This is a genomic window from Martelella mangrovi, from assembly GCF_040545495.1.
GTDB classification, from domain to species: Bacteria; Pseudomonadota; Alphaproteobacteria; order Rhizobiales; family Rhizobiaceae; genus Martelella; species Martelella mangrovi.
The window spans coordinates 174,116-200,574 of the sequence record NZ_JBEPLY010000006.1 but is presented as its reverse complement, the minus strand read 5'-3'; the positions used below and the strand labels follow the sequence as shown (position 1 = coordinate 200,574).

The following is a 26,459-nucleotide window of genomic DNA, read 5'->3' as shown; positions in this document are numbered from 1 at the left end:
AATCTTTCAGAATTGACGCAAGCGCTTAGAGGGATTATGCCGCATTATCCCTGTGGTGATTTGGCCGGTCGGCTTGCAGCCACGTAAAACAACTCGCTAAAAGACCGGGTAACCGGTCCCTTCGCGACCGGTTTTTTTGTTTGGAGAAAGAAGATGAAGAAGTCCTTGCGTCCGCAAACCAAACTCGTTCATGCAGGCAGCCTGCGCTCGCAGTATGGCGAGATGTCGGAAGGCATCTTCATGACGCAGGGCTTTCTTTATGAAAACTCCGCCGCAGCCGAGGCGCGCTTCAAGGGCGAGGACGATGGCTTCATCTACGCCCGTTACGGCAGCCCGACCAATGCCATGTTCGAGCAGCGCATGTGCGCGCTGGAAGGGGCGGAAGATGCCCGCGCCACAGCATCGGGCATGGCCGCCGTCTCCGCCGCCATCCTGTGTCAGCTGAATGCCGGCGATCATATCGTTGCCGCCCGTGCGCTGTTCGGTTCCTGCCGCTGGGTCGTGGAAACGCTGGCGCCGAAATACGGCATTGAATGCACGCTGGTCGATGGCCGCGATATCGCCACCTGGGAAGCCGCCGTCAGGCCCAATACAAAACTGTTCTTCCTCGAAAGCCCGACCAATCCGACGCTTGAGGTTGTCGATATCAAGGCCGTCGCCGACCTTGCCCATCAGGCCGGTGCCCGCCTCGTGGTCGACAACGTATTTGCCACCGCGCTCTACCAGAAGCCGCTCGAACTGGGCGCCGATGTCGTCATCTATTCGGCCACCAAGCATATCGACGGTCAGGGCCGCTGCCTTGGCGGCGTCATCCTGTCGTCGAAGGAATGGATCGAGGAGGAACTGCAGGACTATTTCCGCCATACCGGTCCGGCACTTTCGCCCTTCAATGCCTGGCTGTTGATGAAGGGGCTGGAAACCTTCCCGCTGCGTGTGCGCCAGCAGACGGCCAGTGCGGGAAAGATCGCCGACTTCCTCGCCGATCAGAAACAGGTGGCCCGCGTAATCTATCCCGGCCGTGCCGACCACCCCCAGGCCGACATCATCAGCAAGCAGATGACGGCCGGTTCGACGCTGATCGCCTTTGAACTGAAGGGCGGCAAGGAAGCGGCCTTCGCGCTGCAGGACACGCTGGACATCGTCTCGATCTCCAACAATCTCGGCGATGCCAAGAGCCTGATCACCCATCCGGCGACCACGACGCACAAGAACCTTTCCGACGAGGCACGCGCCGAACTCGGCATTACCGGCGGCACGATCCGGTTTTCCGCCGGCATCGAGGATACCGATGATCTGATTGACGATTTTGCCCAGGCACTTGCAAAACTGCCGGGATAAGCGTCAAGATTGCGGCTCGGGACCGATCGGAGGCGGCCATTGGAGAGCATAACGACGGATGAAGTCGAAGTCAGGGTGGAAACCCGTTTTCTCGACGAACACTCCTCCCCTTCAGAGGACCAGTTCGTCTGGGCCTATGACATCGAGATCGTCAATCACGGTGCAATCGAGGTCCAGATCATCTCCCGCTACTGGACCATCACCAATGCCGACGGGGCTGTTGAAGTCGTCAACGGCCCCGGCGTTGCCGGCAAACAGCCGGTTCTCGCCAGCGGCGAACGCTTTTCCTATCAGTCAGCCGCTCCGCTCGATACGGCCTCGGGCATCATGGTCGGCCATTACGTGATGCGCACCGGCGATAACCGTCTGCTAAAGGTGGCAATCCCACCGTTTTCTCTCGATTCGCCCTACGAAGATCGCCCGCATCACTGAGCGCGGAAACGAAAACCGCCCCTCCTGCTGGAAAGAGCGGTTTTCCGATTTCACCAAAACCTTAGCGCTTACCCGCGTGACATGACATCCTCGACATCGTCGCCGTCATATTCCTGCAGCTCGATATCGCGCTGTTCCCTGCGGAACCGGTCGAAGACCTCCTGCGAAACCCGGCCTCGCACCGCCATCAGGAACACCAGGATCGACAGCAGGGCAGCCAGGATCGAATCGATCGGATGAGGGATGACCCCGAGACCGCCGCCATAGCCGCCGAGATAGGAGAGAACGGCGATCCCGGCCATATAGACGCCGAACCAGACCGCGCTCATCGGCTCAAGGTCCTCACGCCCGATCACCGCCAGCCTGAGGAAGAACAGCGCCGCGCCAACGGCCAGAAGCGCAATCAGCAGCCAGATCGTGCTCCAGCCCGACCAGTAGATCATCAAGCTTGCAATCATGAAGGCAACAGCGCCGGTGAGGCCGGCTGCCGGCACCACAAAGGGACGGTGTGCATTGGGCGCGAGATAGCGGAAGGCGACCATCGAAACCGGACCGGCAATGAACGACAGAACCACAGCTGCACTGTTGAGCGCGAGAATTTCCTGGAACGGCAGGACGACCAGCATGAACAGCGCCACGACATAGTTGAGGAGCAGCGCCCACAGCGGCACGCCATGGACGTTCAGCCTCGCAAAAAGGCGCGGAAATACGCCATTATTCGACATCGCAAGCGCCAGACGGGCGTTGGAGCCGACCGAGACGAGGCCGCTGCCGGCCGGCGAGATCACGGCCGCGACATTCAACATGCTCAGCAACCAGAGAACGCCGACCGAGGTGGCCAGCGCACCGAGCGGGCCCAGTTCGTGGCTGGCCTCGATCGTCTGCCAGCCATTGGCCAGAGACGCCGGGTCGATGGCGCCGACAAAGGCGACCTGCAGACCGATATAGATCGCCAGGCAGATGAGCACCGAGAAAATCAGCGCCAGCGGGATCACCCGTTGCGCATTTTTCACTTCACCGGCCAGATCAATGGCATGCCGGAACCCGATAAAGGCAAAGACAACCCCGCCGGTCGATACCGCGGCGAAGATGCCCGGCACCCCGAACGGCGCAAAACCGCCCGCAGATGTGAAATTCGATGGCTCGAACCGTGCAGCAATGATGGCGACGATGAAAATCACCGGGACGACCAACTTGAACCAGGTCATCGTCGTGTTGATACGGGCAAACCAGGCAACACCGAAAACATTGACCACCGTCAGCACCGCGAGGAAGAGGGCGGCGGCAAGATAGCCCGCCAGGGTCAGCCCGCCGGCGGCATTGGTCAGCCACGGAAGGTAGGAGGAGGCATAGCCGAGCGAGGCCTTCACCTCGATCGGCGCGGTGGTGCAATAGCCCACCCATGCGCTCCACCCCATGGCCAGCGCCAGAAGCCGCCCGTGGGAAAATTGCGGAATACGGGCGATGCCGCCCGCAATCGGAAAAAGTGTCGAGTTTTCTGCATAGGTCAGGGCGATCAGCAGCATCGCCACTGCCCCGATCAACCAAGAAATAATCGAGGCCGGACCGGCCAGCTGGGCCGTATCGAGTGGTGCAAACAACCACCCCGATCCCAGAACGCCGCCCACGGCGACAAAAGTCAGTCCAACCAGGCCAATATCGCGTCGCATTGCCATTTTGGTGCTCCCCCAGCGTAACGCGTTTTATCGAACGCAGCTGACCACCCCTGCTGGCTCACTACAGTGAATTTGCATTTCTGCAATTATGAGTATTCATGCGCACGTAATTTCGTGTCAACTTATTTACGCGTCGTTCCGTCAGATTCTGCTGTCGACGTGAACACAGGCTTTGACCCGAAAGTCGAGAAATTCTCCGCTCTTATTGCGGAGAAAGAAGGGCGCTCGGGCCAAGCATTGGCCGGACTAGGCATTGCTCGCCCGAAGCTTGACCAGATCTTCGACCGGGCGGAAGCTGTCGGAACTTGCCGCACGCCACCAGTCGGCATAGATCGTGGAATCCGGATCGGACAACAGCACGCCTTCAGCCAGGAAGGGATGCAGCTTGTCCAGCGGCACGGATTCATGCGAGCCAACCCGGTGCATGATGTGGTGCGGCTGCAGGTCCTGCGGATGGGCGTAGCCACAGGCCGCGACGATATCGGCCAGTGCTTCAAGCGTCTTCTTGTGAAAGCGGGCGGCGTGGCGCCCCTGTTCCTCGGGCACAAGGGCGCGCTGGCGCCACTTGTCCTGGGTGGTCACCCCGGTGGGACAGGTGCCGGTGTGACAGCGCTGGGCCTGAATACAGCCGACAGACATCATGAAGGCGCGCGCCGCGTTGCACCAGTCGGCGCCCAACGCCAGATTGTGGGCAAGCCCCATGCCGGAAAACACCTTGCCGCTGCCCGCCAGCCTGACATGCTGTTTCAGACCCGCGCCGACCAGCGCGTTGCGCATCAGAAGAAGCCCGTCCCAAAGCGGCATGCCCACCCAGTCGGCAAGCTCAAGCGGCGCTGCCCCCGTGCCGCCTTCCGCGCCGTCGACGACGATGAAATCCGGATAGATGCCGGTGGTCATCATCGCCTTGACCAGCGCGAAGGGTTCATGCGGCTGACCGACGCAGAATTTGATGCCGACGGGCTTGCCGCCGGAAAGCTCGCGCATCGACGCGGCAAATTCCAGCATCTGCGCGGGCGTGGAAAACGCCGAATGCCCGCGCGGCGACAGACAGTTCTCATAGACCGGAACACCGCGCACCTCGGCAATCTCGGGCGTGACCTTGGAACCCAGAAGCATGCCGCCATGGCCGGGCTTGGCCCCCTGGCTGACCTTGATTTCGGTCATCTTGACCGCATCATTGGACGCCTTGTCGCGGAATTTTTCCGGATCGAAGTGGCCATCCTTGTCACGCGCGCCGAAATAGCCCGAGCCGATTTCCCATACGAGGTCACCGCCATATTCGAGGTGGTGGCGGCTGAGACCGCCCTCGCCCGTATCCTGATAGAAACCACCGTCGCGGGCGCCGATATTCATCGCCTTGACGGCATTGGCGGAAAGCGCGCCGAAACTCATCGCCGAAATATTGAGGATCGAGGCCGAATAAGGTTTCGAGCTCTGTTCGTTGCCGACCATCACCCGCGGAGACAGATCAGGGTTCCGCTCGGGCACCATGGAGTGCGAGATCCAGTGATGCGGCTCCTCGTAGAAATCAAGTTCCGTCCCGAAGGGAATAGTATCGGCAAGCCCGTGCGAGCGGGTCTTGATCAATTCGCGCGCGGCATAGGAATAGGGCGTTCCGTGCGTATCGTCTTCCACCGCATAGGCGCGGATGAAGGGCCGAAGCGACAGCGCCAGCCAGCGCAGACGCCCCGCAGCAGGATAGTTCCGTGTGATCGTCCAGGATGACTGGAACCAGTCATAGGCCGCAACGGCAAGTGCCGGGATCGTGAACAGCAATATCCAGAACCATCCGGCCGCAATCGCCACCACCGTAAAGAAAGCAGCCGCAATCGGCACGATGCACCGCAGAAGCATATCAACCATCGGGAACCTCTCCTTTGTTGTCTTCCTGCGCTACCAGAACACGTGCAATCTGGCTAGCATACACAGCGCAACCTCAGGGAATAATGGATTCCTTTGCTACCGCAAGTAAGAACTAGTGTTCCCAGGGCTTTTTCCTGTGCGGCGCCAGCGGCTTGACCGGATATTTGCCAAACTGGGTCGGCTTGCCCAGAGCCTGCGCCACAATCCGGTAGGCACGACGATAATTGAGAAGACCGCCGACGAAAAACAGAACACTGCCGACAAGGTACTGCCAGGCGAGGAAGGCATCCAGCCTGGCCTCGTCGGCCGCGTTTGCGAGGTTCCACAGATAGGGGATCGAGGCGACGGCAAACAGGGTTGAGCCGACCACGAAGGTCACCGCGGTCAGGTTCATCATCTGAAGGGTGACGAGGTCGTCCGCCTGCACGATCTGGATGACGTTGATCACGGCACCGATCACGAAAAGCACGCTGCCGATGATGAAACACCAGGCACCGGCGATGTACCAGCCGACATCGGAGAGAAAAAAGATACTGCCGGCCACGAACAGAAGCGTGCCGGAAACATAGGTCCAGGCAGCCCAGAACTCCAGCCGGTCCCAGATGGTGGCCGGGTTCTTGCGCTCCCTGGCATAGGCGAACACTTCGATCAGGTCATGTCCGGTGACGAGCAGATAGAGAAGCGATCCGAAGAAAAAGATCCACGCCCCGAGATCGGCATAGGCCGAAAGCGAGGGGAAAAAACAGATACTGCCGAAAATGAAGACTGCACCGCCCAGCTGATAGGCCGCCGCGTTGATGGTTTCCCATCGGAAGTTCTTTCTGACTGCCGGATCGTCAGCAACGAAGTCATGCATGCGCGGGCGGTTCACGAACATATGCGGCATTGGGGGTGCTACTCCTTCTGTCGCGGCGATCATGGCGTGCATAAAAGCGGTTGAAAAGCCCCGGTAATGCACAAAATCCGGGCGGGCGCCCTGCCGTCCCGGCCTAGATCGCCAGAGCCTCTTTCAGCGTCAGGCCGTCGCGCGGGCGCAGATCGAGGTCGCTTTCCATCAAATCGAGATGATGCAGCATGGTCTGGGTCGCGCGTTCGCCGTCACCGGCCTCCAGCGCGTTCAGAATATCCTCGTGTTCGGAATGACCGCAGCTCGACACGCCGGAGCGGCCGTAAAGCGCAATCACCAGCGAGGAGCGCACCACCAGTTCGTTCATGAATTTTTCCAGCACGGCATTGCCGGAAAGGGCGGCAATCATCAGGTGAAAATCACCGGAAGCCTTGATCTCAAGCCGTTTCGCCGCCACGCCGCGCTGCGCCTTGTGGTGGTTTTCATGCGCCAGATGCGTGCGGAATCGTGCGATATCGGCGGGCGTCATGTGCCCGATCGCCATCGTGATCAGGCTCGGTTCGATCAGCCGCCTTGCGGCAAACACCTGTCGCGCTTCTTCCGGCGTCGGATTGGATACACACGCCCCCCGGTTGCGCTCGGTCTGGACAACACCTTCGAAGGTCAGCATCTGCAATGCAGAGCGGGCAACCGTGCGGCTGACATTGAAAAGCGTGCCGACTTCGGCCTCCGGCAGGCGCGTTCCGGGTGCAAGCCTTCTGTCGACAATCGCATCCCGCAATGCGTCGCGAATACTGGCCGCCCTGTCTTCCTGCGACGCATCCGGCGGAAGTTGCGGTGTCTCCGAGAGTTCGATCTGATGTTTCATAATCTGCCTTTTAGCGCCGCATTTTTTGTTTGCAAACAGCCGAACTGAACCTTTCTCCAGATTGCACACAATTTGACCTTCTCATTGCGTGCAAAGATTACTTTTTACGCATGCACCATCGCATGCCTGTTTACGCTGACGTCAAGGAATAAATTAATTCAGCAAAATCAATTCTCTAAATTTTATGCGTCAAACTGGCACGTTTGATGCTTCACAGTTTACCAGTGAAACGGGGACCTGTGATGACCAAAGCAGCCGCGATAGAGATTGCCTCTGTATCCAAAATCTACGGGCACACGACTGCAGTTGATGCCATTGACCTGAAAATTCCCGCCGGCACCTATTGCTGTCTGCTCGGCCCGTCCGGCTGCGGCAAGACGTCGACGCTGCGGATGATTGCCGGCCACGAGTCGATATCGAAAGGCGATGTCCTTCTCGGCGCCAAGAACGTCACCGGCCTGCCGCCGGCGCGCCGCGGCACGGCGATGATGTTTCAGTCATATGCGCTGTTCCCGCATCTCGATCTGATCGAAAACGTCGCCTTCAGCATGAAGATGAAGGGCGTTGCCAAGGCGGAGCGCAATGAAAAGGCGCTCGACATGCTGAAGCTGATGCAGCTCGAGGCCTATGCCGAGCGGCGACCCGCCCAGCTTTCGGGCGGCCAGCAGCAGCGCGTGGCGCTTGCCCGCGCCCTGATCACCGATCCGGAAGCCCTGCTGCTCGACGAGCCGCTTTCCGCGCTCGACCCGTTTTTGAAGGTGCAGATGCGCGCGGAGCTGAAAAAGCTGCAGACATCGCTCGGCATCACCTTTGTTCATGTGACCCACAGCCAGGAAGAGGCCATGGCGCTTGCCGACCTGATCGTGGTGATGAATGACGGCCGCATCGAGCAGGCGGCAACCCCGCGTGAGGTATTCGAAAAACCGGCCACGGCTTTCGTTGCCCGTTTCATGGGCGATCACAATGTCATTTCCGGCAAGGTTGCGGAAAAGACCGGCGCCGGCATCATGCTCAAGGTTGCCGAGGGCGGACAGTTCGCCGCCGTCGGCCGCGCATCCGAGGTCGGTGAAAAAGCCGATATCGCGGTGCGCAACGACCATATCCGCATCGGCAAGACAGAAACGCCGGGGCTTGGCTTTACCGGCATCGTCACCACCGTCGAATATCTCGGCGCGACGGTGAAGCTGATCCTCAACGGCGCCGGCGTCGAGGATTTCACCGTCATTCTTTCCGATTCCCGTTTCTTCGAAACCCCTGTTCGCGTGGGTGAGGCCGTTTCCGTTCACTGGAACGCCTATGACGCGATCATTCTCGGACAAAAACAACAATAAATGTCTTCAAAGATCTTCACAGGAGAACTGTAACGTGACTGACACTTCGAAAAAGAAATCCTCGGGCCTGACCCGTCGCAAACTGCTCAAGACCGCCGCAGCCGCCACCGGCACCGCCATCGGCTCCGGCGCCATCACCGGCTTCCCGACAATCTGGGCGCAGAACCCGATCACGCTGCGCCAGTTCGGCACGGGCGTTTCCAACATCAATGCCGTTGCCCAGAAGTGCAAGGAAGACCTCGGCATCACGCTGGAAATGACGGCGATGGATTCCGACGCCGCCGCCCAGCGCGCCGCAACCCAGCCGAATTCCTACGACATTGCCGATGTCGAATACTGGATCCTGAAAAAGATCTGGCCGACCGGCGTAATCCAGCCGATGGAAGTCGAGCGCCTCACCTATTACGACGATATCGTGCCGCTGTTCAAAACTGGCAAGCTGACGCCGGACAGCGAAATCGCGCAGGGCACCGCCCCGCATACGGTCGGCTTCGTCAATGCCCCCGGCGACAAGACCTTTGCCTCGTCCGAGACCGGTTACATGACGATGGTTCCGACCATCTACAACGCCGATACGCTCGGCATCCGCCCCGACCTCGTCGGCCGCGAAATCAACTCCTGGGCCGACATTCTCGATCCCGCCTTCAAGGGCAAGACCTCGATCCTCAACATCCCGTCGATCGGCATCATGGATGCCGCTATGATCATGGAAGCCGATGGCCAGATCACCTATGGCGACAAGGGCAACATGACCAAGGACGAGATCGACCAGACGATCGAATTCCTGATCAAGACCAAGCGGGACGGCCAGTTCCGCGCCTTCTGGAAGACCTTCGATGAAAGCGTCAACCTGATGTCGTCGGGCGAAGTGGTCATCCAGTCGATGTGGTCGCCGGCCGTTGCCGCCGTTCGCGCCAAGGGCATCCCGTGCAAGTATCAGCCGCTGAAGGAAGGCTACCGCGCATGGGGCGGCGGTCTTGGCCTCGCGTCCCATCTTCAGGGCGCCCAGCTCGATGCCGCCTACGAATACATCAACTGGTATCTCTCCGGATGGGTCGGCGCCTACCTCAACCGCCAGGGCTACTATTCCGCCTGCATGGACACCGCAAAACAGTACATGACCGACAATGAATGGGGCTACTGGATCGAAGGCAAGCCGGCGAGCGAAGATATCCTGTCGCCCGAGGGCAAGGTCATGGAAGAAGCCGGCGCCGTGCGTGACGGCGGTTCGTTCGAAGAGCGCATGGGCCACGTTGCCTGCTGGAACTCCGTCATGGACGAGGACCGCTACATGGTTCGTCGCTGGAACGAGTTCATCGCTTCGTAATGAAAACCGGGGGGAGCGGCGCCTGCCGCTCCTTCCCGCTCTTTGCGTCCGGTCATGCCGGACATGCAAGGCTCTAAAAAGACGACATGCCCTTCCCCAAGGCCCGACCGGAGGCTTTTGGAAATGACATGGCGAACGACAAAACGGATGAGCCCATGACCACGACCGCAAATGCCAAGCCGCAAAAGCTTCCCCGAAAGGGCCCGAAGCTGTCGGCAGGACTGATTTCCTGGCTGCAGGCCGCCCCGCTTGCCGTCATTCTCGGCGTCTTCCTGGTTCTGCCGCTGATCCTGATCGCCGTCGTCAGCTTCTGGGATTACGACTTCGCGATGATGTATCCCGGTTTCTACACCTTCAACTATGCCGAAACCTTCGGCTCCTGGGTCACGTGGAAGACCTATCTCAACACGGTCAAATATGCGGCCATGGTCTGGGGCATCACGTTGGTGATCGGTTTCTGGGTCGCTTATTTTCTCGCCTTCCACATCCGCACGGCGGCTATGCAGACCATCCTGTTTCTGATCTGCACCGTGCCGTTTCTGACGTCCAACATCATTCGCATGATTTCGTGGATACCGGTTCTCGGGCGTCACGGCATCGTCAATTCGGCACTGGTCAACGCAGGCATTGTCAGCGAACCGGTGGAATGGCTGCTCTATTCGGATTTCGCGGTCGTGCTGGCCATGGTGCATCTTTATACGCTGTTCATGGTCGTGCCGATCTTCAATTCGCTGGTCCGCATTGACCGGGCCCTGATCGAGGCGGCGCGCGATGCCGGCGCCTCCGGCGTCCAGATCCTCACCAATATCATCATTCCGCTGGCCAAGCCCGGCATGGCAATCGGCACGATTTTCGTCGTGACGCTGGTGATGGCCGATTTCATCACCGTGCTGGTCATGTCCGGCGGCCAGAGCGCCTCCGTCGCGCTGATGATGCGCAACCAGATGTCGCTGTTGCAATATCCGGGAGCGGCGGCGAACGCCGTCGTGCTTCTGATCGTCGTGTTGATGATGGTCGCCGGAATCCTGCGCGTCGTCGATATTCGCAAGGAGCTTTGATCCATGAACGGCGAAAACCGCACCCGCGAATTCTATATTCTGGCCGCCTTCTTCATCCTGTTCGTGCTGTTTCTCTACGGCCCGCTGTCGGCAATCCTGATCCTGTCGTTCCAGGGGCCGAACGGCGGCCTGACCTTCCCGCTGAACGGGGTTTCGCTGCACTGGTTCTTCAATCTGTTCGAAACCCAGGCCGTCGGCGATTTCGGCGGCAGTTTCAAGCGGTCCCTTACGCTTGGAATGATGGTGATGATCGTCACCGTCGTCGTCTCGCTTCTGGCCGGTCTTGCCTTCCGCCGCAGGTTTGTCGGCGCGACCGTTCTGTTCTATCTGGCGATTGCAAGCCTCGTCGTGCCGTCCATCATCGTGTCGCTCGGCATTGGCGTCATGTTCCAGCAATCGGGCATAGCGCCGGCCTGGTTCACGTCCGCCTTCGGCGCGCAGCTGACATGGTCGCTGCCGTTCGGGGTTCTGATCATGTTTGCGGTCTTCAACCGGTTCTCGCCATCCTATGAGGAAGCTGCCCGGGACCTCGGCGCATCGTCGTGGCAGGCATTTCGGTATGTCGTCCTGCCGATGATCGCGCCCAGCCTGATCGGTGTTGCGCTGTTCGGCTTCACGCTGTCCTATGACGAGTTTGCCCGCACGCTTCTGACCGCCGGCACCTACAATACGTTGCCGCTCGAAATCATGGCGATGACGACCAATGTGACGACGCCCGTGCTCTATGCGCTTGGCACGGTCACGACGGTCTTCTCCTTCGCCGTCATCGGCATTGCGCTGGGGCTGATCCGTTACCTCAGCCGCAGCCGCGCCAAAGGCTGACTCGCATGCGCATTCTTGTCGTCAATCCCAACACCACCGCGTCCATGACGCAGACCATCGCCCATGCGGCGCTGCAGGTGGCCGGCCGGGATACCGAGATTTCGGCCCTCACCTCCCCCATGGGACCGGTCTCCATCGAAGGTTATTACGATGAGGCCTTTGCGGTTCCGGGCCTGCTGATGGAAATCGCCAAAGGGCAGAAGGCGGGCGCCGATGCCGTCGTGATCGCCTGTTTCGACGATACCGGCCTCGATGCCGCACGCGCCTTTGCGGATATTCCCGTTGTCGGCATCTGTGAATCCGCGGTGAAGATGGCAAGCTTCATTGCCCGCCGTTTCACGATCGTCACCACCATGGAGCGCTCCCGCATCCCGATCGAGGAACTGGTGAAACGCTACGGCGTGGCCGACAGCGCAAGGGTGCGCGCCGCCGATATCTCCGTTCTGTCTCTGGAAGACCCGCAATCGAACGCGCGCGACCGTCTGCGCTCCGAAATCGACGCGGCAACGCGCGAAGACCGGGCTGAAGCCATCATACTCGGCTGCGCCGGCATGGCCGACCTGGCGCATGATCTTACCCGCGAATTCGGCCTTCCGGTCATCGACGGCGTTTCGGCAGCGGTCAAGCAGGCCGAAGCGCTGGTCGGGCTCGGCCTTTCCACCGCAAAGCGCGGTCCCTACGCCACCCCGGTGGCCAAAAAATATACCGGCCAGCTGGAGGCCTTTGCGCCGCAGACCCTGAACAGCGAGGTTTCGACCCGTTGAAAAACCGGGAGGCGACGCCTGCGGAGAAGCCGGCGACGCCATCCTCCCGGGCAATCCATCGCGACCGCGCGAACACAATGAACGGATTGCGAAGTCTTTCGCGCGGGCAGCACTACTTGACCCCTCCCCGCTTTAATGGCACTCACCGGTCATTCTTCCAGTGAGACCGTAGGCCATGTCCGAAATACCGCCCCATATGCACCCCAAGCGCTCCTTTCAGGGGCTTATCCTGACGCTCCAGTCCTACTGGGCCGACAAGGGCTGCGCCATTCTGCAGCCCTATGACATGGAAGTGGGCGCCGGTACGCTGCATCCCTCGACCACGCTTCGCGCGCTCGGTCCCAAACGCTGGAATGTCGGTTATGTGCAGCCCTCGCGCCGTCCTGCCGATGGCCGCTATGGCGAAAACCCGAACCGGCTGCAGCATTATTACCAGTATCAGGTTCTGCTGAAGCCCTCGCCGCCGGACCTGCAGGAGCTTTATCTCGGTTCGCTGAAGGCCATCGGCCTCGACCCGCTGCTGCATGATGTGCGCTTTGTCGAAGACGACTGGGAAAACCCGACAACCGGGTCCTGGGGTCTAGGCTGGGAATGCTGGTGCGACGGCATGGAAGTCTCGCAGTTCACCTATTTTCAGCAGGTCTGCGGCATCGAATGCGCGCCGGTTGCCGGCGAGCTGACCTATGGTCTCGAGCGCATCGCCATGTATGTGCAGGGCGTCGACAATGTCTACGATCTCAACTTCAATGGCCGAGACGGCGACGAAAAGGTCACCTATGGCGATGTCTTCCTGCAGACCGAGCAGGAATATTCGCGCCACAATTTCGAATACGCCAATACCGAAATGCTGCACCGGCACTTCCTCGATGCGGAAGCCGAATGCAAGGCGCTGCTCGCCGCCGGTGCCCCCGGCGAACCCGGAATGCTGCACAAATGCGTGTTCCCGGCGTATGACCAGTGCATCAAGGCCTCGCACATCTTCAACCTGCTCGATGCGCGCGGCGTGATTTCGGTCACCGAGCGTCAGAGCTATATTCTGCGCGTGCGCACACTGGCCAAGGCCTGTGGCGAGGCCTATCTACTGACCGATGCGGGCGGATTTGAACCCAAGGCAGCCTGACGTCCCGAAGGCGTCACGGACGGATGCGAGATCGTCCGCCTGTGACGACCCCACAAACCCGGAAGTGCGCCAATGCTTGTGACATTCATCATTCTCATCGTCATCGTCGGGGCCCTCGCCGGCTTCGTCATCTCGCTTTACAACGCGCTTGTCCGCGCCCGCCAGATGGCGGAAGAGGCATGGTCCGGCATCGACGTGCAGCTCAAACGCCGCGCCGATCTCATTCCCAACCTCGTTGAAACCGTCAAAGGCTATGCCAGCCACGAGCGCGGCACGCTGGAAGAGGTCGTTGAAAAGCGCAACAAGGCGCAGTCGGTTGCCACCAACGATGTCGCCGGACGCGCCCAGGCCGAAGGCGAACTGACCCAGGCGCTGGGCCGGCTTTTCGCGCTTTCCGAAGCCTATCCGGACCTCAAGGCCAACCAGAATTTTTCCGAGCTGCAGGCGGCGCTGGAAAGAACCGAAAGCGAAATCCAGATGGCCCGGCGCTATTACAATGGCGCAACCCGTGATCTCAACGTCCGGGTCGAGAGCTTCCCGAGCAATATCATCGCCGGTCAGTTCGGTTTTCAAAAACGCGACTATTTCGAGATCGAGGATGCGGCGGACCGCGCCGTGCCGAACGTTTCGTTCTGACAACGCCCCGTTATTTGCGGGGTTTGAAGAAAGTTTTTGAGGATGAATGCAGACCGTGTCACCGTCGTCCCTCCCGCTCACGCGCTGAACGGGCAGGTGAGCCCGCCCGGCTCGAAGTCGATCACCAATCGCGCGCTGTTGCTCGCCGGTCTTTCAAAAGGCAAAAGCCGGCTGACGGGCGCACTGAAAAGCGACGATACCAAGCATATGGCGAATGCGTTGCGGGCAATGGGCGTTACCGTCCATGAGCCTGACGAGACCACATTCGTGGTGACCGGCACAGGCCGGCTCGAAGCGCCTTCCGGCCCGCTGTTCCTCGGCAATGCGGGCACGGCCACGCGGTTTCTGACAGCCGCTGCGGCAAGCGTCGATGGCACGGTCACCGTCGATGGCGACGAGCATATGCGCAAACGCCCCATCGGCCCGCTGGTCGACGCGCTGAAGCGGCTCGGCATTGATGCCGAGGCCCCGACCGGCTGCCCGCCGGTCACCATCTCCGGCAATGGTCATTTCGGCACGGGCCGCGTCGAGATCGATGCCGGGCTTTCCAGCCAGTATGTCTCCGCGCTGCTGATGGCCGCACCGCTTGCGCCCGAACCCGTGACCATCGCGCTCACCGGCACGGAAATCGGCGCGCGCGGCTATATCACCCTCACACTCGACGCCATGGCCGCCTTCGGCGCCAGGGTCGAGCAGGTGGATCAGGCGACATGGAAGGTTCTGCCAACCGGATACCAGGCCGCCGATTTCCATATCGAGCCGGATGCCTCGGCCGCGACCTATCTCTGGGCGGCGGAAAAACTCACCGGCGGCAGGATTGATATCGGCACGCCCGCGGAAAAATTCACCCAGCCGGATGCCAAGGCCTATGACGTGATTGCCGCCTTTCCGCATATGCCGGCTGAAATCGACGGCAGCCAGATGCAGGATGCGATTCCGACCCTTGCCGTTCTCGCTGCCTTCAACGAAAATCCGGTACGCTTTACCGGCATCGAGAACCTGCGGGTCAAGGAATGCGACCGCACCCGTGCGCTGTCCCTCGGCCTCAACAACATTCGTGCGGGCCTTGCCGAGGAGGATGGCGACGACCTGATCGTCCATGCCAATCCCGCGCTTGCCGGGCAGAGCCTTTCCGCTGAAATCGATACATTCGCCGATCACCGCATCGCCATGTGCTTTGCGCTCGCCGGTTTGAAGATTTCCGGCATCACCATCCTGGACCCGCTTTGCGTGGGCAAGACCTATCCGGGCTATTGGGACGCGCTTGCCGCACTCGGCGTGGAATACAAAACCTGAAGGAAATATAATGGCGACAGCGAACCGAAGCCTCCGGTTTACGGAACTGAGGGTCACAGTCACGCTACGGATGGCGTTTGCCATTCTGTCTCTTGCTCTTTTCATGGCGTTCGGCGCGTTTTCCCACGCGCAGGCGGCGGAATATATCCGGCAGTTCGTCTCCGATGTGACCGTCAAGAAATCCGGCGTTTACGATGTCAGCGAGATGATCACCGTCCATGCCGAGGGCGACCAGATCCGGCGCGGTATCTATCGTGATTTTCCGCTGCGCTTCAAAACCGCTGACGGCCGCACCGGCGATGTGACCTTCAAGCTCAAATCGGTTTCGCTTGATGGCGAACCGGTGGCCTATCACACCGAAAGCATCACCAACGGCATCCGCATCTATCTCGGCTCCGCCGATACGCGGCTGGCGCCCGGCGAATATTCCTTCGTCATCAATTACGAAACCGACCGTCAGGTCCGTTATTTTGACGATCACGACGAGGTTTACTGGAACGCGACCGGCAATTTCTGGGCCTTTCCGATCGACAAGGCCTATGCCCGCATCACCCTGCCGGAAGGCGTCACGCCTGATGACGTGACCTATTATACCGGGGCCTACGGCTCGACGGCACAGGACGCCCGGGCGCAGGTCGACGGCAATGTCGTTACCTTCATGACGACGGCGCCACTGGCACCGCAAGAGGGGCTTTCCGTGGTCGTGGCTTTGCCGAAAGGCGCGATCGACGCGCCGTCGGTCTCCGAAAGCGCAGGCTGGTTCCTGAGTGACTATCGCAACTATTTCATCGGCATTATCGGCCTGCTGGTGATTTTCGGCTATTATTACTGGTCTTGGTCCTCGGTCGGCCGCGACCCGAAACCGGGCGTGATCGTGCCGCGCTGGCATCCGCCGGAAGGCCTATCGCCCGCCCTCGTCTCCTATATCGAAAATCAGGGTTTCGGGACGTCGCGCTTTGATGCCATTGCCGCCACGGCCGTCGATCTGGCGGTGAAGGGCTTTGTCACCATCGACAAGCCGAAAAAGGGCATGAAGATCACCCGCACGGACAAGCCTTTTGACCCGACCCTGCCGCCGGGACAGAAGGCATTTCTGAAATCGGTCGATGATGCCGGCGGGGTCTTCATCGTCGACAAGGCGCACAGCTCCAAGGTCTCGTCGATGGCGAGCAAGTTCACTTCCGCCATCACCAACGAGCACCGCGGCGATTATTTCGTTTCCAACCTGGGCTATACCCTCGGCGGGGTCGCGCTTTCGGCTGTGGCGGCCGTGGCGCTGTTTACCTTCGGCTCTGTCAATCTGGCAATCGCGCCGGTTCTGTTCATGTCGGTTTTCGCCGCCGTCTTCATCGGCATTTTCTCAAGCGTCTTTGCCAAGATGTTCAGCCGGCGCGGCCGGTCCGTCGGATCGGTGATCAAGGCGCTGTTCCTCGCCGGCTTTGTCGGGTTTTTCATCATCCATATCGTCGGCGGGCTGATCGTCTCCATCGTCAACCCTGATCTTGGCCCGAATGACTGGATGCTGGTCGGCACACTCGGCGGCATCCTGCTGATGAACGTCCTGTTCTTCTTTGCCATGGGCGCGCCGACACCCGCTGGCCGCAAGAAGATGGACGAGATTGCCGGGCTGAAACAATACCTGACGCTGGCCGAGGCCGACCGGATGAATATGACCGGCACGCCGGAAATGTCGCCGCAGCATTTCGAAACGCTTTTGCCCTATGCCATCGCGCTCGGTGTCGAAAAGCCGTGGTCGAGAACCTTCGACAAATGGCTGACCGCAGCCGTTGCGGCAGGCACGACCGGCTACTATTCGCCTCACTGGTATTATGGCACGTTCAGCCATGACAGCCTGTCGCGCGACATCGGCAACTTCTCCTCGTCCATGGCCTCCACCATGTCGTCGTCGATGCCGACACAAAGCTCGTCGTCCTCCGGCTTTTCCGGCGGCGGCGGCTTTTCCGGCGGCGGCGGCGGCGGTGGTGGTGGCGGCGGCTGGTAGGCTGCTCACTCCACGCGGGTGAAACGTATGGCCGATGGTTCTTCGGGATAGCCGGCGGCGGCATCCCAGACCATCGGCATGCGGCCGAAATGGATCGCGTCGTCATTGCCCCAAAGGCTGTCCTTCAGCACCGTTCCGGCCTCCGGAAAGGCGTTGGGGGCGCAGGTGCGTCCGGTAACGTCGCGCGGCGCATCCGTCTGCCAATCATCGATGCCGCATCCGGCGGTGTCGGCATTTGCGTTGTAATAGGCGGTCACGTCATCGGCGAGCAGCGTATAGAGAAAGCGACCGGTCTCCTGCGTGAAGTCGACGCGATCATCCTTGCCGGTGGCGGCGGTGATTGTGCCGCGATAATCGACCTGCACCGTCGGCACGTCACAATCATTATGGGCATAACTTTGCGCGAAAGCTGAAATATCGCGGCCTTCAATCGTGATCTCGGCAATGAAACCGTGGCGGTCGTTCTTGCCGATCGGCAGGCATTCGGTTTTGAAATGCCCCTGCGGCAGCAGCGGGGCGGCGGAAGCGGATGTGCCTGCCACAAGCAGGAACGGTAAAAGGGACAGGGTACGCAAATTTGTTCTCCTCGATATCGCATCAGCATATCGACAAATGCGGCCGGGTACGGGCGCAAACGCGGTTCTTTTCCGGCGACAGCGCGAAAACGAGTATTGCCGGATGACTTTTTTCGCGGAGCTTGCTAACACCGGCGCCACATAGACCAGAACATGATAGAAGCCCGCTCCTATGCCCGACCTTTTGCTTGAACTCCGCTCCGAAGAGATCCCCGCCCGCATGCAGGCCAAGGCGGCCGGCGACCTGAAGAAGCTTGTCACCGATGCGCTGGTGGATGCGGGGCTGACCTATGAGGGCGCCAAGGAATTCTTCACCCCCCGGCGGCTGACGTTGAACATCAAGGGGCTGACGGCGCGTTCCGCCGATGTGCGCGAGGAACGCAAGGGTCCGCGCGTCGGCGCGCCGGAAAAGGCGCTTGCCGGTTTTCTGCGCGGCGCGGGGCTTTCCGATATCGCCGAGGCGAAAATCCAGTCGGACCCGAAAAAGGGCGATTTCTACGTGGCTGTGATCGAAAAGCCCGGCCGCGACGCGCAAGCCATCATCCGCGATGTGATGCCCGGCATCATCCGCAATTTCCCCTGGCCGAAATCGATGCGCTGGGGGGCGGCATCCGCCGAGCCGGGTTCGCTGCGCTGGGTGCGCCCGCTGCAATCCATCGTCTGCACCTTCGGTACGGAGATCGAGGAAACAGAGGTCATCGATTTCGAGATCGACGGCATTGTCGCTTCGAACATCACCCGTGGCCACCGTTTCCATGCGCCGGAACCCTTCACCGTCAAGCGCTTCGACGATTACGCAGCAGGGCTTGAAAAGGCTTGCGTCATTCTCGATGCCGAGCGCCGTAAGCACATCATCCGCGACGATGCCGCCAATCTCGCCTTTGCAAACGGGCTGGACGTGGTGGAGGACGAAGGGCTTCTGGACGAGGTCGCCGGTCTGGTCGAATATCCGCAGGTGCTGCTTGGCGAATTCGAGCAGGATTTCCTGCAGATCCCCGATGAAATCACCCGGCTGACGATCAAGACCAACCAGAAATGCTTCGTCACCCGCAAACACGGCGATGACAAGCTGACCAACAAGTTCATTCTGGTCGCCAATATCGCCGCCACCGATGGAGGCAGGGAAATCTGCCACGGCAACGGCAAGGTGGTGCGCGCGCGGCTTTCCGATGCGCTGCATTTCTGGCATGTCGACCAGCGCGACCTGCCGGATATGGACGGGCTGACGGCCTCGGCCGAAAAGTTCGGCCTCGACCTGAAAAAGCCGCTCGACCAGCGCATGGCCAAGCTCGACGCGCTGAATGTCACCTTCCACGCCAAGCTCGGCAGCCAGGGCGAACGGGTCGCCCGTATCCGCGCATTGGCGGCAAAACTTGCCCCGATCGTCGGCGCGGATGCCGCCGCCGTCGACCGCGCCGTGGTGCTGGCCAAGGCCGATCTGCGCACGGAAGCCGTTGGCGAATTCCCCGAGCTGCAGGGCCTGATGGGCCGCAAATACGCAGTCCTTCAGGGCGAAAGCGACGATGTCGCCGCCGCAGTCGAGGAACACTACAAGCCGCTCGGACCCTCAGATGTCGTGCCGCGCAGCAAGGTTTCGCTGACGGTGGCGCTGGCCGACAAGCTCGACACCCTCACCGGCTTCTGGTCGATCGACGAAAAGCCCACCGGCTCCGGCGACCCCTATGCTCTGAGACGGGCCGCCCTCGGCGTCATCCGCATCATTCTGGAACGCGGCGTGCGTCTGCCGCTGAAGTCGGTAATCGCGAATACTTTGCAAGCTCCGTTCGTTCCGCCTGAAGGCTGGGGGGGCGGTTTCATTGGCGATACCATGTTCGAATATTTCGTCGCTTTGTCAGGAGGCGGATATGGTGTTGGCGAGCCGGATAGGAAGGCCGTTGTTTCAACTGATATTGAAGCGCTTGCCAATGATCTCCTCTCCTTCTTCCACGACCGCTTCAAGGTTTACCTGCGCGACATGGGCGCGCGTTACGACCTGATCGACGCGGTGCTTTCGCCCGACGCCGACGACCTGGAAACGGTTGCCCGCCGGGTCGAGGCGCTGACGAAATTCCTCGATTCCGAAGATGGCCAAAACCTGCTGGCGGGTGAAAAGCGCGCCGGTCAGCTTCTGGCGGCGGAAGAGAAGAAGAAAACCAGGGTGGCCGAAAAGGTCGATCCGACGCTTTTCGAGACGGATGCGGAAAAGGCGCTTTACGAGGCCATCGTTTCAGCCTCTGCCAAAGCGCGCGAAGCCTCGGTGAAGGAAGACTATTTCTCCGCCATGGAGGCACTTTCGGCCCTGCGCGCCCCGGTCGACACCTTCTTCGAGGAGGTGCTGGTCAATGCCGATGACGAGGCCGTGCGCGCCAACCGTCTGGCGCTGCTGGCGATGATCCGCGAGGCGACCGGCACGGTGGCCGATTTCTCGAAGCTTTCCGGCTGAGGTCGGCGCGGCTGAATATTCTGGCCGCGCAAGCGGCCGTCAATCTCCCCTCAAGGGGATTACCCAGGCTGATGGCAAAGCCTTTACAGTCCGTCATGCCGGCCTTGAGCCGGCATCCAGGGCCGTTTGTCGAGACATTGCCGCAAAACACTCCTGAAGGCACGTATCGTGTCGCCCTGGACCCCGGATCAGGTCCGGGGTGACGGAGAAGCGTAAGCGAAACGTCGGGATTTGCTTGCGCGCCTTGCCCGCGTTCTTTGCCAAAACCAAGGCCCCTACGCGCCGCAGTTAACGCTTCCTCACCGACGCGTTCACGCTCTCTCAACCCTGACAGATCGGATTTTGATAACCATTCATGCGCGTTGGATTTTCTTAACCCTGCTTGTTAAGGCGGCTGGTAATAACCGCGCCTATGATGGCCCTCAGACGGACGGAAAAGTCCGCAGAAAAAAGCCGGATACCGGCAAGAGAGCCAAAGGGTGATCAGATGACGAATTCGCAGGTCAAGAGGGGGAGTGAGGAACCGGTTCTCAGAATCGATCCCGCGTATTTCCCGCAGAAATTCTCCTACGTCGCCAAGGGGGCCGAAACCCGCATCGGCGTCAAGCTCGATCAGCGCGGCGCCGTTGTCCGCCGCAACCTGCCTTCCAGCAACCTTCCCTTTTCCATCGCGCTGCCGGGCCGCGCCTTCAAGGGCGTTGCCGCCCGTGCCGTCGCACACGCCGATGGCGGCATCACCGTGACGCTGGAACTGCACCACGCCGATCCCGAACTCTGCATTCCGCTGCTTGTCGCCCATGATCTGAGCGAGATTGTGGCCGACTGGCAGAACTGGGCGCTGCTTTACGATATTCCGATGATGATGGTCGAGGCCGACGGCGTTGCCCGCCCGGTCGACTTCAAGCCGCATCAGGCGATTGCCGCCAATGACGATGCGGGCCCGGCCCGACGTACAGCCGCGCATAGCATCCAGCGTCTTGCAATGCGCCTGCGCGATTGCCCGATCGGCGTGACGATGAAGGTCAAGGGCCGTGAGATCGCTGCCTGAGCGGCGGTTTCAGCCAATAAAGATCGCGGCCACGAGCCCGGCGAAAATCACCATGCCGACATAGTTGTTGAACACGAACAACCGTTTGCACTGGTCGCCGTCGTCGATATTCAAAACGACGATCTGGTAAAACAGCATGGCACCCGCAATGATGAGGCCGCCAAAGGCCGGCCAGCCCAGCCCGGCAAGGCTGAACGCCGTGGCCAGCAGCAACAGCACGAGGCTGTAAAAGGCGATAAGCCAGGGCTTGGTCTTTTCCCCAAACAGCCGCGCCGTGGAGCGCACACCGATCAGCGCATCGTCTTCCTTGTCCTGATGAGCATAGATCGTGTCATAGCCGATGGTCCAGAAGATCGCCGCGACATAAGCCAGAACCGCCGGCAACGACACCGTGCCGAAAACGGCAGCCCAGCCCATCAACGCGCCCCAGGAAAAGGCAAGGCCAAGAAAGAACTGCGGCCAGTCGGTAAACCGCTTGGCGAAGGGATAGACAGCAACCACCGCCAACGATGCGAAACCGAGCAGAATTGCAAACAGATTGAACGACAGCAGCACGGCAAGACCGGTCAGCGCCTGCAGCAGGATGAATATCCAGGCCTGCCGCCGTGACACACGACCCGATGGCAGCGGCCGCGAGCGCGTGCGCGCCACCTGATCGTCAATCCGGTGGTCGACGAGATCATTATAGGTGCAGCCGGCGCCACGCATGGCCACGGCGCCGAGCCAGAACAGAAACAGATGCGCAATGAACTGGCCGGGCCGAAACGCACCGGCATTGGCCGTCACGCCGGCGGCCATTGCCGCCGACCAGAAACAGGGCCACATCAGCAATTGCCAGCCAATCGGCCGGTCCCACCGCGCAAGCTGGGCATAGGGCCAGAGCCAGCGCGGCAGCAGGCTGTAGACGAAATTATCGGACGGCGCATCGAAAACGCGGCCGTCATCCTCGCTGATAGTGCCCATAAATCCTCAACGCATCATGCTGGAAGCCAACGCATCACACAAAGGCGATGCATCGTCTGTCTGGCAAAATCCGGAAAAAGCGCTGCGCGAGCCGCAGCGGGCACGCAATGCCTTAGTCGAATTCGACCGGTTCGAGAGGAGCCCTGCCGGCTTCCGCAGCCTTCAGCTTCTCCTCGGCCTCGAACATATAACGGCGGTTGTTCGGCGTGGCAAACTGGCTCTTGGAAAGCTGCATCTGGAACACGAACATCTTGTCCCATTCAAACGCCATTTCCGAACCGGCCAGATAGAATTCCCACATGCGGAAGAATTTTTCGTCATAAAGCTTGATGGCTTCTTCCTTGCGGGCGACGAAACGTTTCCGCCATGCCCGCAGCGTGTGGGCATAATGCATCTGCAGGATTTCGGTATCGCGCACCAGAAGGCCGGATTTTTCCACCGCCGGCAGCACTTCCGCCAGCGAAGGGATATAGCCGCCGGGGAAAATATACTTCTCGATGAACGGGTTGGTGTGGCCATGGCCGGCAACATCGCGCCCGATCGAATGCAGCAGCATGACGCCGTCATCATCGAGCAGTTCGAAACATTTGTCGAAGAAGTTGCGGTAGCGGCCGATACCCACATGTTCGAACATGCCGACCGAAACGATCCGGTCGAAGGGCTTGGCCTTCATCGTGCGATAGTCCTGGAGCTGAAACCGGACCCTGTCGGACAACCCGCGTTTGGCCGCGCGTCGTTCCGAAATGCCATGCTGTTCATGCGACAGAGTGATCCCGGTACAGTCCACACCGGCCATTTCGGCGAGATACATGCTGAGCCCGCCCCATCCCGAGCCGATCTCGAGCACGCGCTGGCCTTCGTTCAGCCTGAGTTTGGCAGCGATATGACGCTTCTTGGCAAGCTGTGCCTCATCGAGCGAAATGTCCGGCGGATCGAAATAGGCGCAGGAATATTGCCAGTCGTCGTCGAGAAACAGGCTGAAAAGCGGCGGCGTCAGGTCGTAGTGATGGGAAACATTCTTGCGGTTTTTGTTGATCGGCAGATGCGTATTAAGCTGCGCAAGACCGATGCGCCAGAACAGTTTGGCCGCCATAAACGGGCTGAAGACGATATCGAGCGTATTGCGCCGGACGAGGGACAGGAAGTCGTAGATATCGCCTTCTTCCACCAGGAAGCGGCCCTGCATATACATCTCGCCAAGGGTGAGCGCGGGGTCCTTGGCAATCAGGTCCTGGGCTTGCCTGTCCGTGAAGCGCACGCTGACCGGATCGCCCGTACCATCTCCGAATGTGGTGATTTCCCCTGTTTCCGTCTTGACCTTGAGTGTCCCGGTTTTAATGATCTTTTCGATCAGGTTGAACAGCGGTGAAGCCATCACAATCCCCCGAATGCCTGCTAATGTCACATATTATTAATCGTACAATATTCGTTTTATGCCAAGAAACAAGGCAGTTTGCTGCATTTGCCTGAAAACGGATAAATACTTTAATTTCAATATTTTGCAGGAAATTCGGCCTGAAAGAACGGTAAAGCGCACGCCGCGAAATCCCATCGTGCAGGACACAAAACCGCATTGATTCGAGGCGCGAAGGATGTGCACTTCGCCTCGAAATCAGCATTGAGACGCTCTGCGTGAGCGCCTTCAGGCTTCGTTTTCCAGACCAAGGTGAGTAGCAGGCGCTACTTCTTGCGCATGGCATCGGCCAGCGCCGCCCCAAAGGCGCCCTGGCTTTTCCCGCTGTCTTTCCCGTTACCGCGTTGCGGCTTGCGTTCATTGTTGCGCGGGCCCCTGGCGGCCGGTGCGCCGTCGTCCTTCTTCATCGAAAGGCCGATACGCTTGCGGCGGACATCGACATCGACCACGCGCACCTTCACCACATCGCCGGCCTTCACCACCTCATGCGGATCCTTGACGAACCGGTCGGCAAGCTGGGAGACGTGGACGAGCCCGTCCTGATGCACGCCGATATCGACGAAAGCGCCGAAGGCGGCGACGTTGGTGACCGTGCCTTCCAGCACCATGCCGGGCTTCAGGTCGGAGATTTCTTCAATGCCGTCGGCAAAGCTCGCAGTCTTGAATTCCGGACGCGGGTCGCGGCCGGGCTTTTCAAGCTCCGCCAGAATGTCGCGCACCGTCGGCAAGCCGAAGCGCTCGTCAACAAAGGCGCGCGGATCAACCGATTTCAGCGCGGCGCTATCGCCCATCAGCGAACGCAGGTCCCGCCCGCAGGCTGCGACAATCTTCTTGGCGACATCATAGGCTTCCGGGTGCACGGCGGAGGCATCCAGCGGCTCCTTGCCGTCGCGGATGCGCAAGAAGCCGGCGCATTGCTCGAAGGCGCGCGGCCCGAGGCGGGCGACCTTCAGAAGCTGCCTGCGGCTCTGGAACGCGCCATTTTCATCCCTGTGCAGCACAATGGCTTCGGCAATCGAAGGACCAAGGCCGGAAACGCGCGCCAGAAGCGGAGCGGAGGCCGTATTGAGATCGACGCCAACGCCGTTCACCGCATCTTCGACCACGGCATCGAGCGAACGCGACAATTTGATCTGGTCGACATCATGCTGGTACTGCCCGACGCCGATCGATTTCGGCTCGATTTTCACCAGTTCGGCAAGCGGGTCCTGCAGGCGCCGGGCAATCGAAACCGCACCGCGGAGTGAAACGTCAAGGCCGGGGAATTCCTTCGCTGCCGTTTCGGACGCCGAATAGACCGAAGCGCCGGCTTCCGAGACGATCACCTTGACCGGTTTCGGCTCCGGGATCTCCTTCAGCAGATCGGCGACCAGTTTTTCGGTTTCCCGGCTTGCCGTGCCGTTGCCGATGGCAATCAGCGAAACCTTGTGGCGGACAATCAGCGCCTTCAGCGCAGCCGTCGCGCCCTGAACATCATTGCGCGGCTGGAAGGGATAGATCGTGGCTGTATCGAGCAGCTTGCCGGTGCCATCGACAGCCGCCACCTTCACGCCCGTGCGGATGCCCGGATCGAGCCCCAGCGTGACGCGGGAGCCGGCAGGGGCTGCCAGCAACAGGTCTTTCAGGTTGCGGGCAAACACATGGATCGCCTCGTCTTCCGCCCGTTCGCGCATTTCCCGCATCAGGTCGAGCGACAGCGAGGTGGAAAGCTTCACCCGCCAGCACCAGCCGGCCACCTGCATCAGAAATTCGTCCGCCTTGCCCTTTTGACCGATATCGAAGAAACGGGCGATCATCTGCTGGGCGGGTTTGACGGGCGAAGGGTTGTCGCGGTCGGCTTCGATCGCCACCGTCAGCACCTCCTCGTTCCAGCCGCGCAGCATGGCAAGCACACGGTGACCGGGTGCGGTAGCGAATTTTTCGGAATGCTCGAAATAGTCGGAAAATTTCGCGCCGGCTTCCGCCTTGCCGTCCACCACCTTGGCGTAGAGCACGGCATTGTCGCGCAGATACTGGCGCAGCCGGCCGACGAGATCGGCGTTTTCAGCAAACTGCTCGGCAAGGATATCGCGGGCGCCGTCAAGAGCCGCACGGGTATCGGCAACCGTCTCGTTCACATAGGCGGCCGCAAGCACTTCCGGATCGGCGGTGCGATCTTCAAAAATGGCGTCGGCCAGCGGCTGCAGGCCGTTCTCGCGCGCAATCATCGCCCTTGTGCGGCGCTTGGGCTTATAGGGCAGGTAAAGATCTTCAAGCTCGGATTTGGTGGCAACACCGGCGATCCTGCCCGCCAGCTCATCCGTCATCTTGCCCTGACTCTGGATCGATTCCGTGATCGTCGTCCGCCGCGCTTCCAGTTCGCGCAGATAGGTCACCCGCTCCGACAAAAGCCGCAACTGCGTATCGTCGAGCCCGCCGGTCGCCTCCTTGCGGTAGCGCGCCACAAACGGCACGGTCGCGCCGCCGTCGAGCAGCTCCAGCGCTGCATTCACCTGGTCGGGCCGCGCCTTGATTTCATCGGCAACGATACGGGCGATCTTGTTGTCACTCATGGAGCAGGTCTGTCCGGTCTGTTTTCTCTGGGCGCGGAAGGTAACGAACCCGCACGAGATGACAACCGCAATTCGTGTCGGAAC

21 protein-coding genes and 1 riboswitch are annotated in these 26,459 nt (G+C 60.4%); of the genes, 13 read left to right on the top strand and 8 right to left on the bottom strand.

Annotated features, from left to right (window positions below):
• Positions 1–42: 42 nt before the first annotated feature.
• A riboswitch (SAM riboswitch) is annotated at positions 43–120 on the top strand.
• Positions 121–153: 33 nt separating this feature from the next.
• Both ABID12_RS11085 and apaG read left to right on the top strand, forming a co-directional pair.
• On the top strand, positions 154–1,338 hold the full coding sequence (locus tag ABID12_RS11085; protein ID WP_354434246.1) for an O-succinylhomoserine sulfhydrylase: 1,185 nt from the start codon (positions 154–156) through the stop codon (positions 1,336–1,338).
• A gap of 39 nt (positions 1,339–1,377) precedes the next feature.
• A complete protein-coding gene (apaG, locus tag ABID12_RS11080; protein ID WP_106308179.1) occupies positions 1,378–1,770 on the top strand; it encodes a Co2+/Mg2+ efflux facilitator ApaG/CorD in 393 nt (130 codons plus the stop codon).
• Positions 1,771–1,838: 68 nt separating this feature from the next.
• On the opposite strand, the gene ABID12_RS11075 is transcribed toward apaG, so the two are convergent.
• The 4 genes from ABID12_RS11075 to ABID12_RS11060 all read right to left on the bottom strand — a co-directional run bounded on the left by ABID12_RS11075 (position 1,839) and on the right by ABID12_RS11060 (position 7,024).
• The gene (locus ABID12_RS11075; RefSeq protein WP_354434245.1) at positions 1,839–3,446 is read right to left on the bottom strand and encodes an APC family permease; all 1,608 of its coding nucleotides are present in this window, start codon (positions 3,444–3,446) and stop codon (positions 1,839–1,841) included.
• Positions 3,447–3,692: 246 nt separating this feature from the next.
• The gene (locus tag ABID12_RS11070) at positions 3,693–5,309 is read right to left on the bottom strand and encodes an FMN-binding glutamate synthase family protein (RefSeq protein ID WP_354434244.1); all 1,617 of its coding nucleotides are present in this window, start codon (positions 5,307–5,309) and stop codon (positions 3,693–3,695) included.
• Positions 5,310–5,421: 112 nt separating this feature from the next.
• Positions 5,422–6,195, bottom strand: a complete 774-nt coding sequence (locus tag ABID12_RS11065) for a YrhK family protein (protein ID WP_354434243.1) — start codon at positions 6,193–6,195, stop codon at positions 5,422–5,424.
• Positions 6,196–6,298: 103 nt separating this feature from the next.
• Positions 6,299–7,024 carry a GntR family transcriptional regulator gene (locus ABID12_RS11060; protein WP_106308191.1) on the bottom strand — a complete coding sequence of 242 codons (726 nt, stop codon included), beginning with the start codon at positions 7,022–7,024 and terminating at the stop codon, positions 6,299–6,301.
• A gap of 242 nt (positions 7,025–7,266) precedes the next feature.
• Here ABID12_RS11060 and ABID12_RS11055 point away from each other — a divergent pair, with 242 nt between their 5' ends.
• The 9 genes from ABID12_RS11055 to ABID12_RS11015 all read left to right on the top strand — a co-directional run bounded on the left by ABID12_RS11055 (position 7,267) and on the right by ABID12_RS11015 (position 17,380).
• On the top strand, positions 7,267–8,355 hold the full coding sequence (locus ABID12_RS11055; RefSeq protein WP_106308194.1) for an ABC transporter ATP-binding protein: 1,089 nt from the start codon (positions 7,267–7,269) through the stop codon (positions 8,353–8,355).
• Positions 8,356–8,389: 34 nt separating this feature from the next.
• A complete protein-coding gene (locus ABID12_RS11050) occupies positions 8,390–9,682 on the top strand; it encodes an ABC transporter substrate-binding protein (RefSeq protein WP_106308197.1) in 1,293 nt (430 codons plus the stop codon).
• Between the two features lie 155 nt (positions 9,683–9,837).
• Positions 9,838–10,740 carry an ABC transporter permease gene (locus tag ABID12_RS11045; RefSeq protein WP_354434242.1) on the top strand — a complete coding sequence of 301 codons (903 nt, stop codon included), beginning with the start codon at positions 9,838–9,840 and terminating at the stop codon, positions 10,738–10,740.
• A gap of 3 nt (positions 10,741–10,743) precedes the next feature.
• Positions 10,744–11,562, top strand: a complete 819-nt coding sequence (locus ABID12_RS11040; RefSeq protein WP_354434241.1) for an ABC transporter permease — start codon at positions 10,744–10,746, stop codon at positions 11,560–11,562.
• Positions 11,563–11,567: 5 nt separating this feature from the next.
• Entirely contained in the window at positions 11,568–12,326 is a 759-nt protein-coding gene (locus ABID12_RS11035) for an aspartate/glutamate racemase family protein (RefSeq protein WP_354434240.1), read from the top strand.
• A 175-nt stretch (positions 12,327–12,501) separates the two neighbouring features.
• On the top strand, positions 12,502–13,446 hold the full coding sequence (locus ABID12_RS11030; RefSeq protein ID WP_106308206.1) for a glycine--tRNA ligase subunit alpha: 945 nt from the start codon (positions 12,502–12,504) through the stop codon (positions 13,444–13,446).
• A gap of 72 nt (positions 13,447–13,518) precedes the next feature.
• Entirely contained in the window at positions 13,519–14,082 is a 564-nt protein-coding gene (locus ABID12_RS11025) for a LemA family protein (RefSeq protein WP_354434239.1), read from the top strand.
• A 42-nt stretch (positions 14,083–14,124) separates the two neighbouring features.
• Positions 14,125–15,378 (top strand): 3-phosphoshikimate 1-carboxyvinyltransferase, encoded by a 1,254-nt coding sequence (locus ABID12_RS11020; protein WP_354434238.1) that lies wholly within the window; start codon positions 14,125–14,127, stop codon positions 15,376–15,378.
• Between the two features lie 70 nt (positions 15,379–15,448).
• Positions 15,449–17,380 (top strand): DUF2207 domain-containing protein, encoded by a 1,932-nt coding sequence (locus ABID12_RS11015; RefSeq protein WP_354434292.1) that lies wholly within the window; start codon positions 15,449–15,451, stop codon positions 17,378–17,380.
• 5 nt (positions 17,381–17,385) lie between these two features.
• Here ABID12_RS11015 and ABID12_RS11010 read toward each other — a convergent pair whose 3' ends face one another.
• Entirely contained in the window at positions 17,386–17,955 is a 570-nt protein-coding gene (locus ABID12_RS11010) for a hypothetical protein (RefSeq protein ID WP_354434237.1), read from the bottom strand.
• Positions 17,956–18,127: 172 nt separating this feature from the next.
• On the opposite strand from ABID12_RS11010, the gene glyS reads away from it, so the two are divergent.
• Positions 18,128–20,398, top strand: coding sequence for a glycine--tRNA ligase subunit beta (gene glyS / locus ABID12_RS11005; protein ID WP_354434236.1), 2,271 nt, complete (start codon positions 18,128–18,130; stop codon positions 20,396–20,398).
• Between the two features lie 487 nt (positions 20,399–20,885).
• The gene (locus ABID12_RS11000; RefSeq protein WP_354434235.1) at positions 20,886–21,446 is read left to right on the top strand and encodes a DUF6101 family protein; all 561 of its coding nucleotides are present in this window, start codon (positions 20,886–20,888) and stop codon (positions 21,444–21,446) included.
• Positions 21,447–21,455: 9 nt separating this feature from the next.
• Here the strand turns inward: ABID12_RS11000 and ubiA are convergent, their stop codons facing one another.
• The 3 genes from ubiA to ABID12_RS10985 form a co-directional block, all read right to left on the bottom strand.
• A complete protein-coding gene (gene ubiA / locus ABID12_RS10995; protein ID WP_354434234.1) occupies positions 21,456–22,409 on the bottom strand; it encodes a 4-hydroxybenzoate octaprenyltransferase in 954 nt (317 codons plus the stop codon).
• 112 nt (positions 22,410–22,521) lie between these two features.
• Positions 22,522–23,784 carry a cyclopropane fatty acid synthase gene (locus ABID12_RS10990; protein ID WP_354434233.1) on the bottom strand — a complete coding sequence of 421 codons (1,263 nt, stop codon included), beginning with the start codon at positions 23,782–23,784 and terminating at the stop codon, positions 22,522–22,524.
• A 305-nt stretch (positions 23,785–24,089) separates the two neighbouring features.
• Complete coding sequence (locus ABID12_RS10985) at positions 24,090–26,375, bottom strand: Tex family protein (RefSeq protein ID WP_354434232.1); 2,286 nt, start codon at positions 26,373–26,375, stop codon at positions 24,090–24,092.
• Positions 26,376–26,459 lie beyond the last annotated feature (84 nt).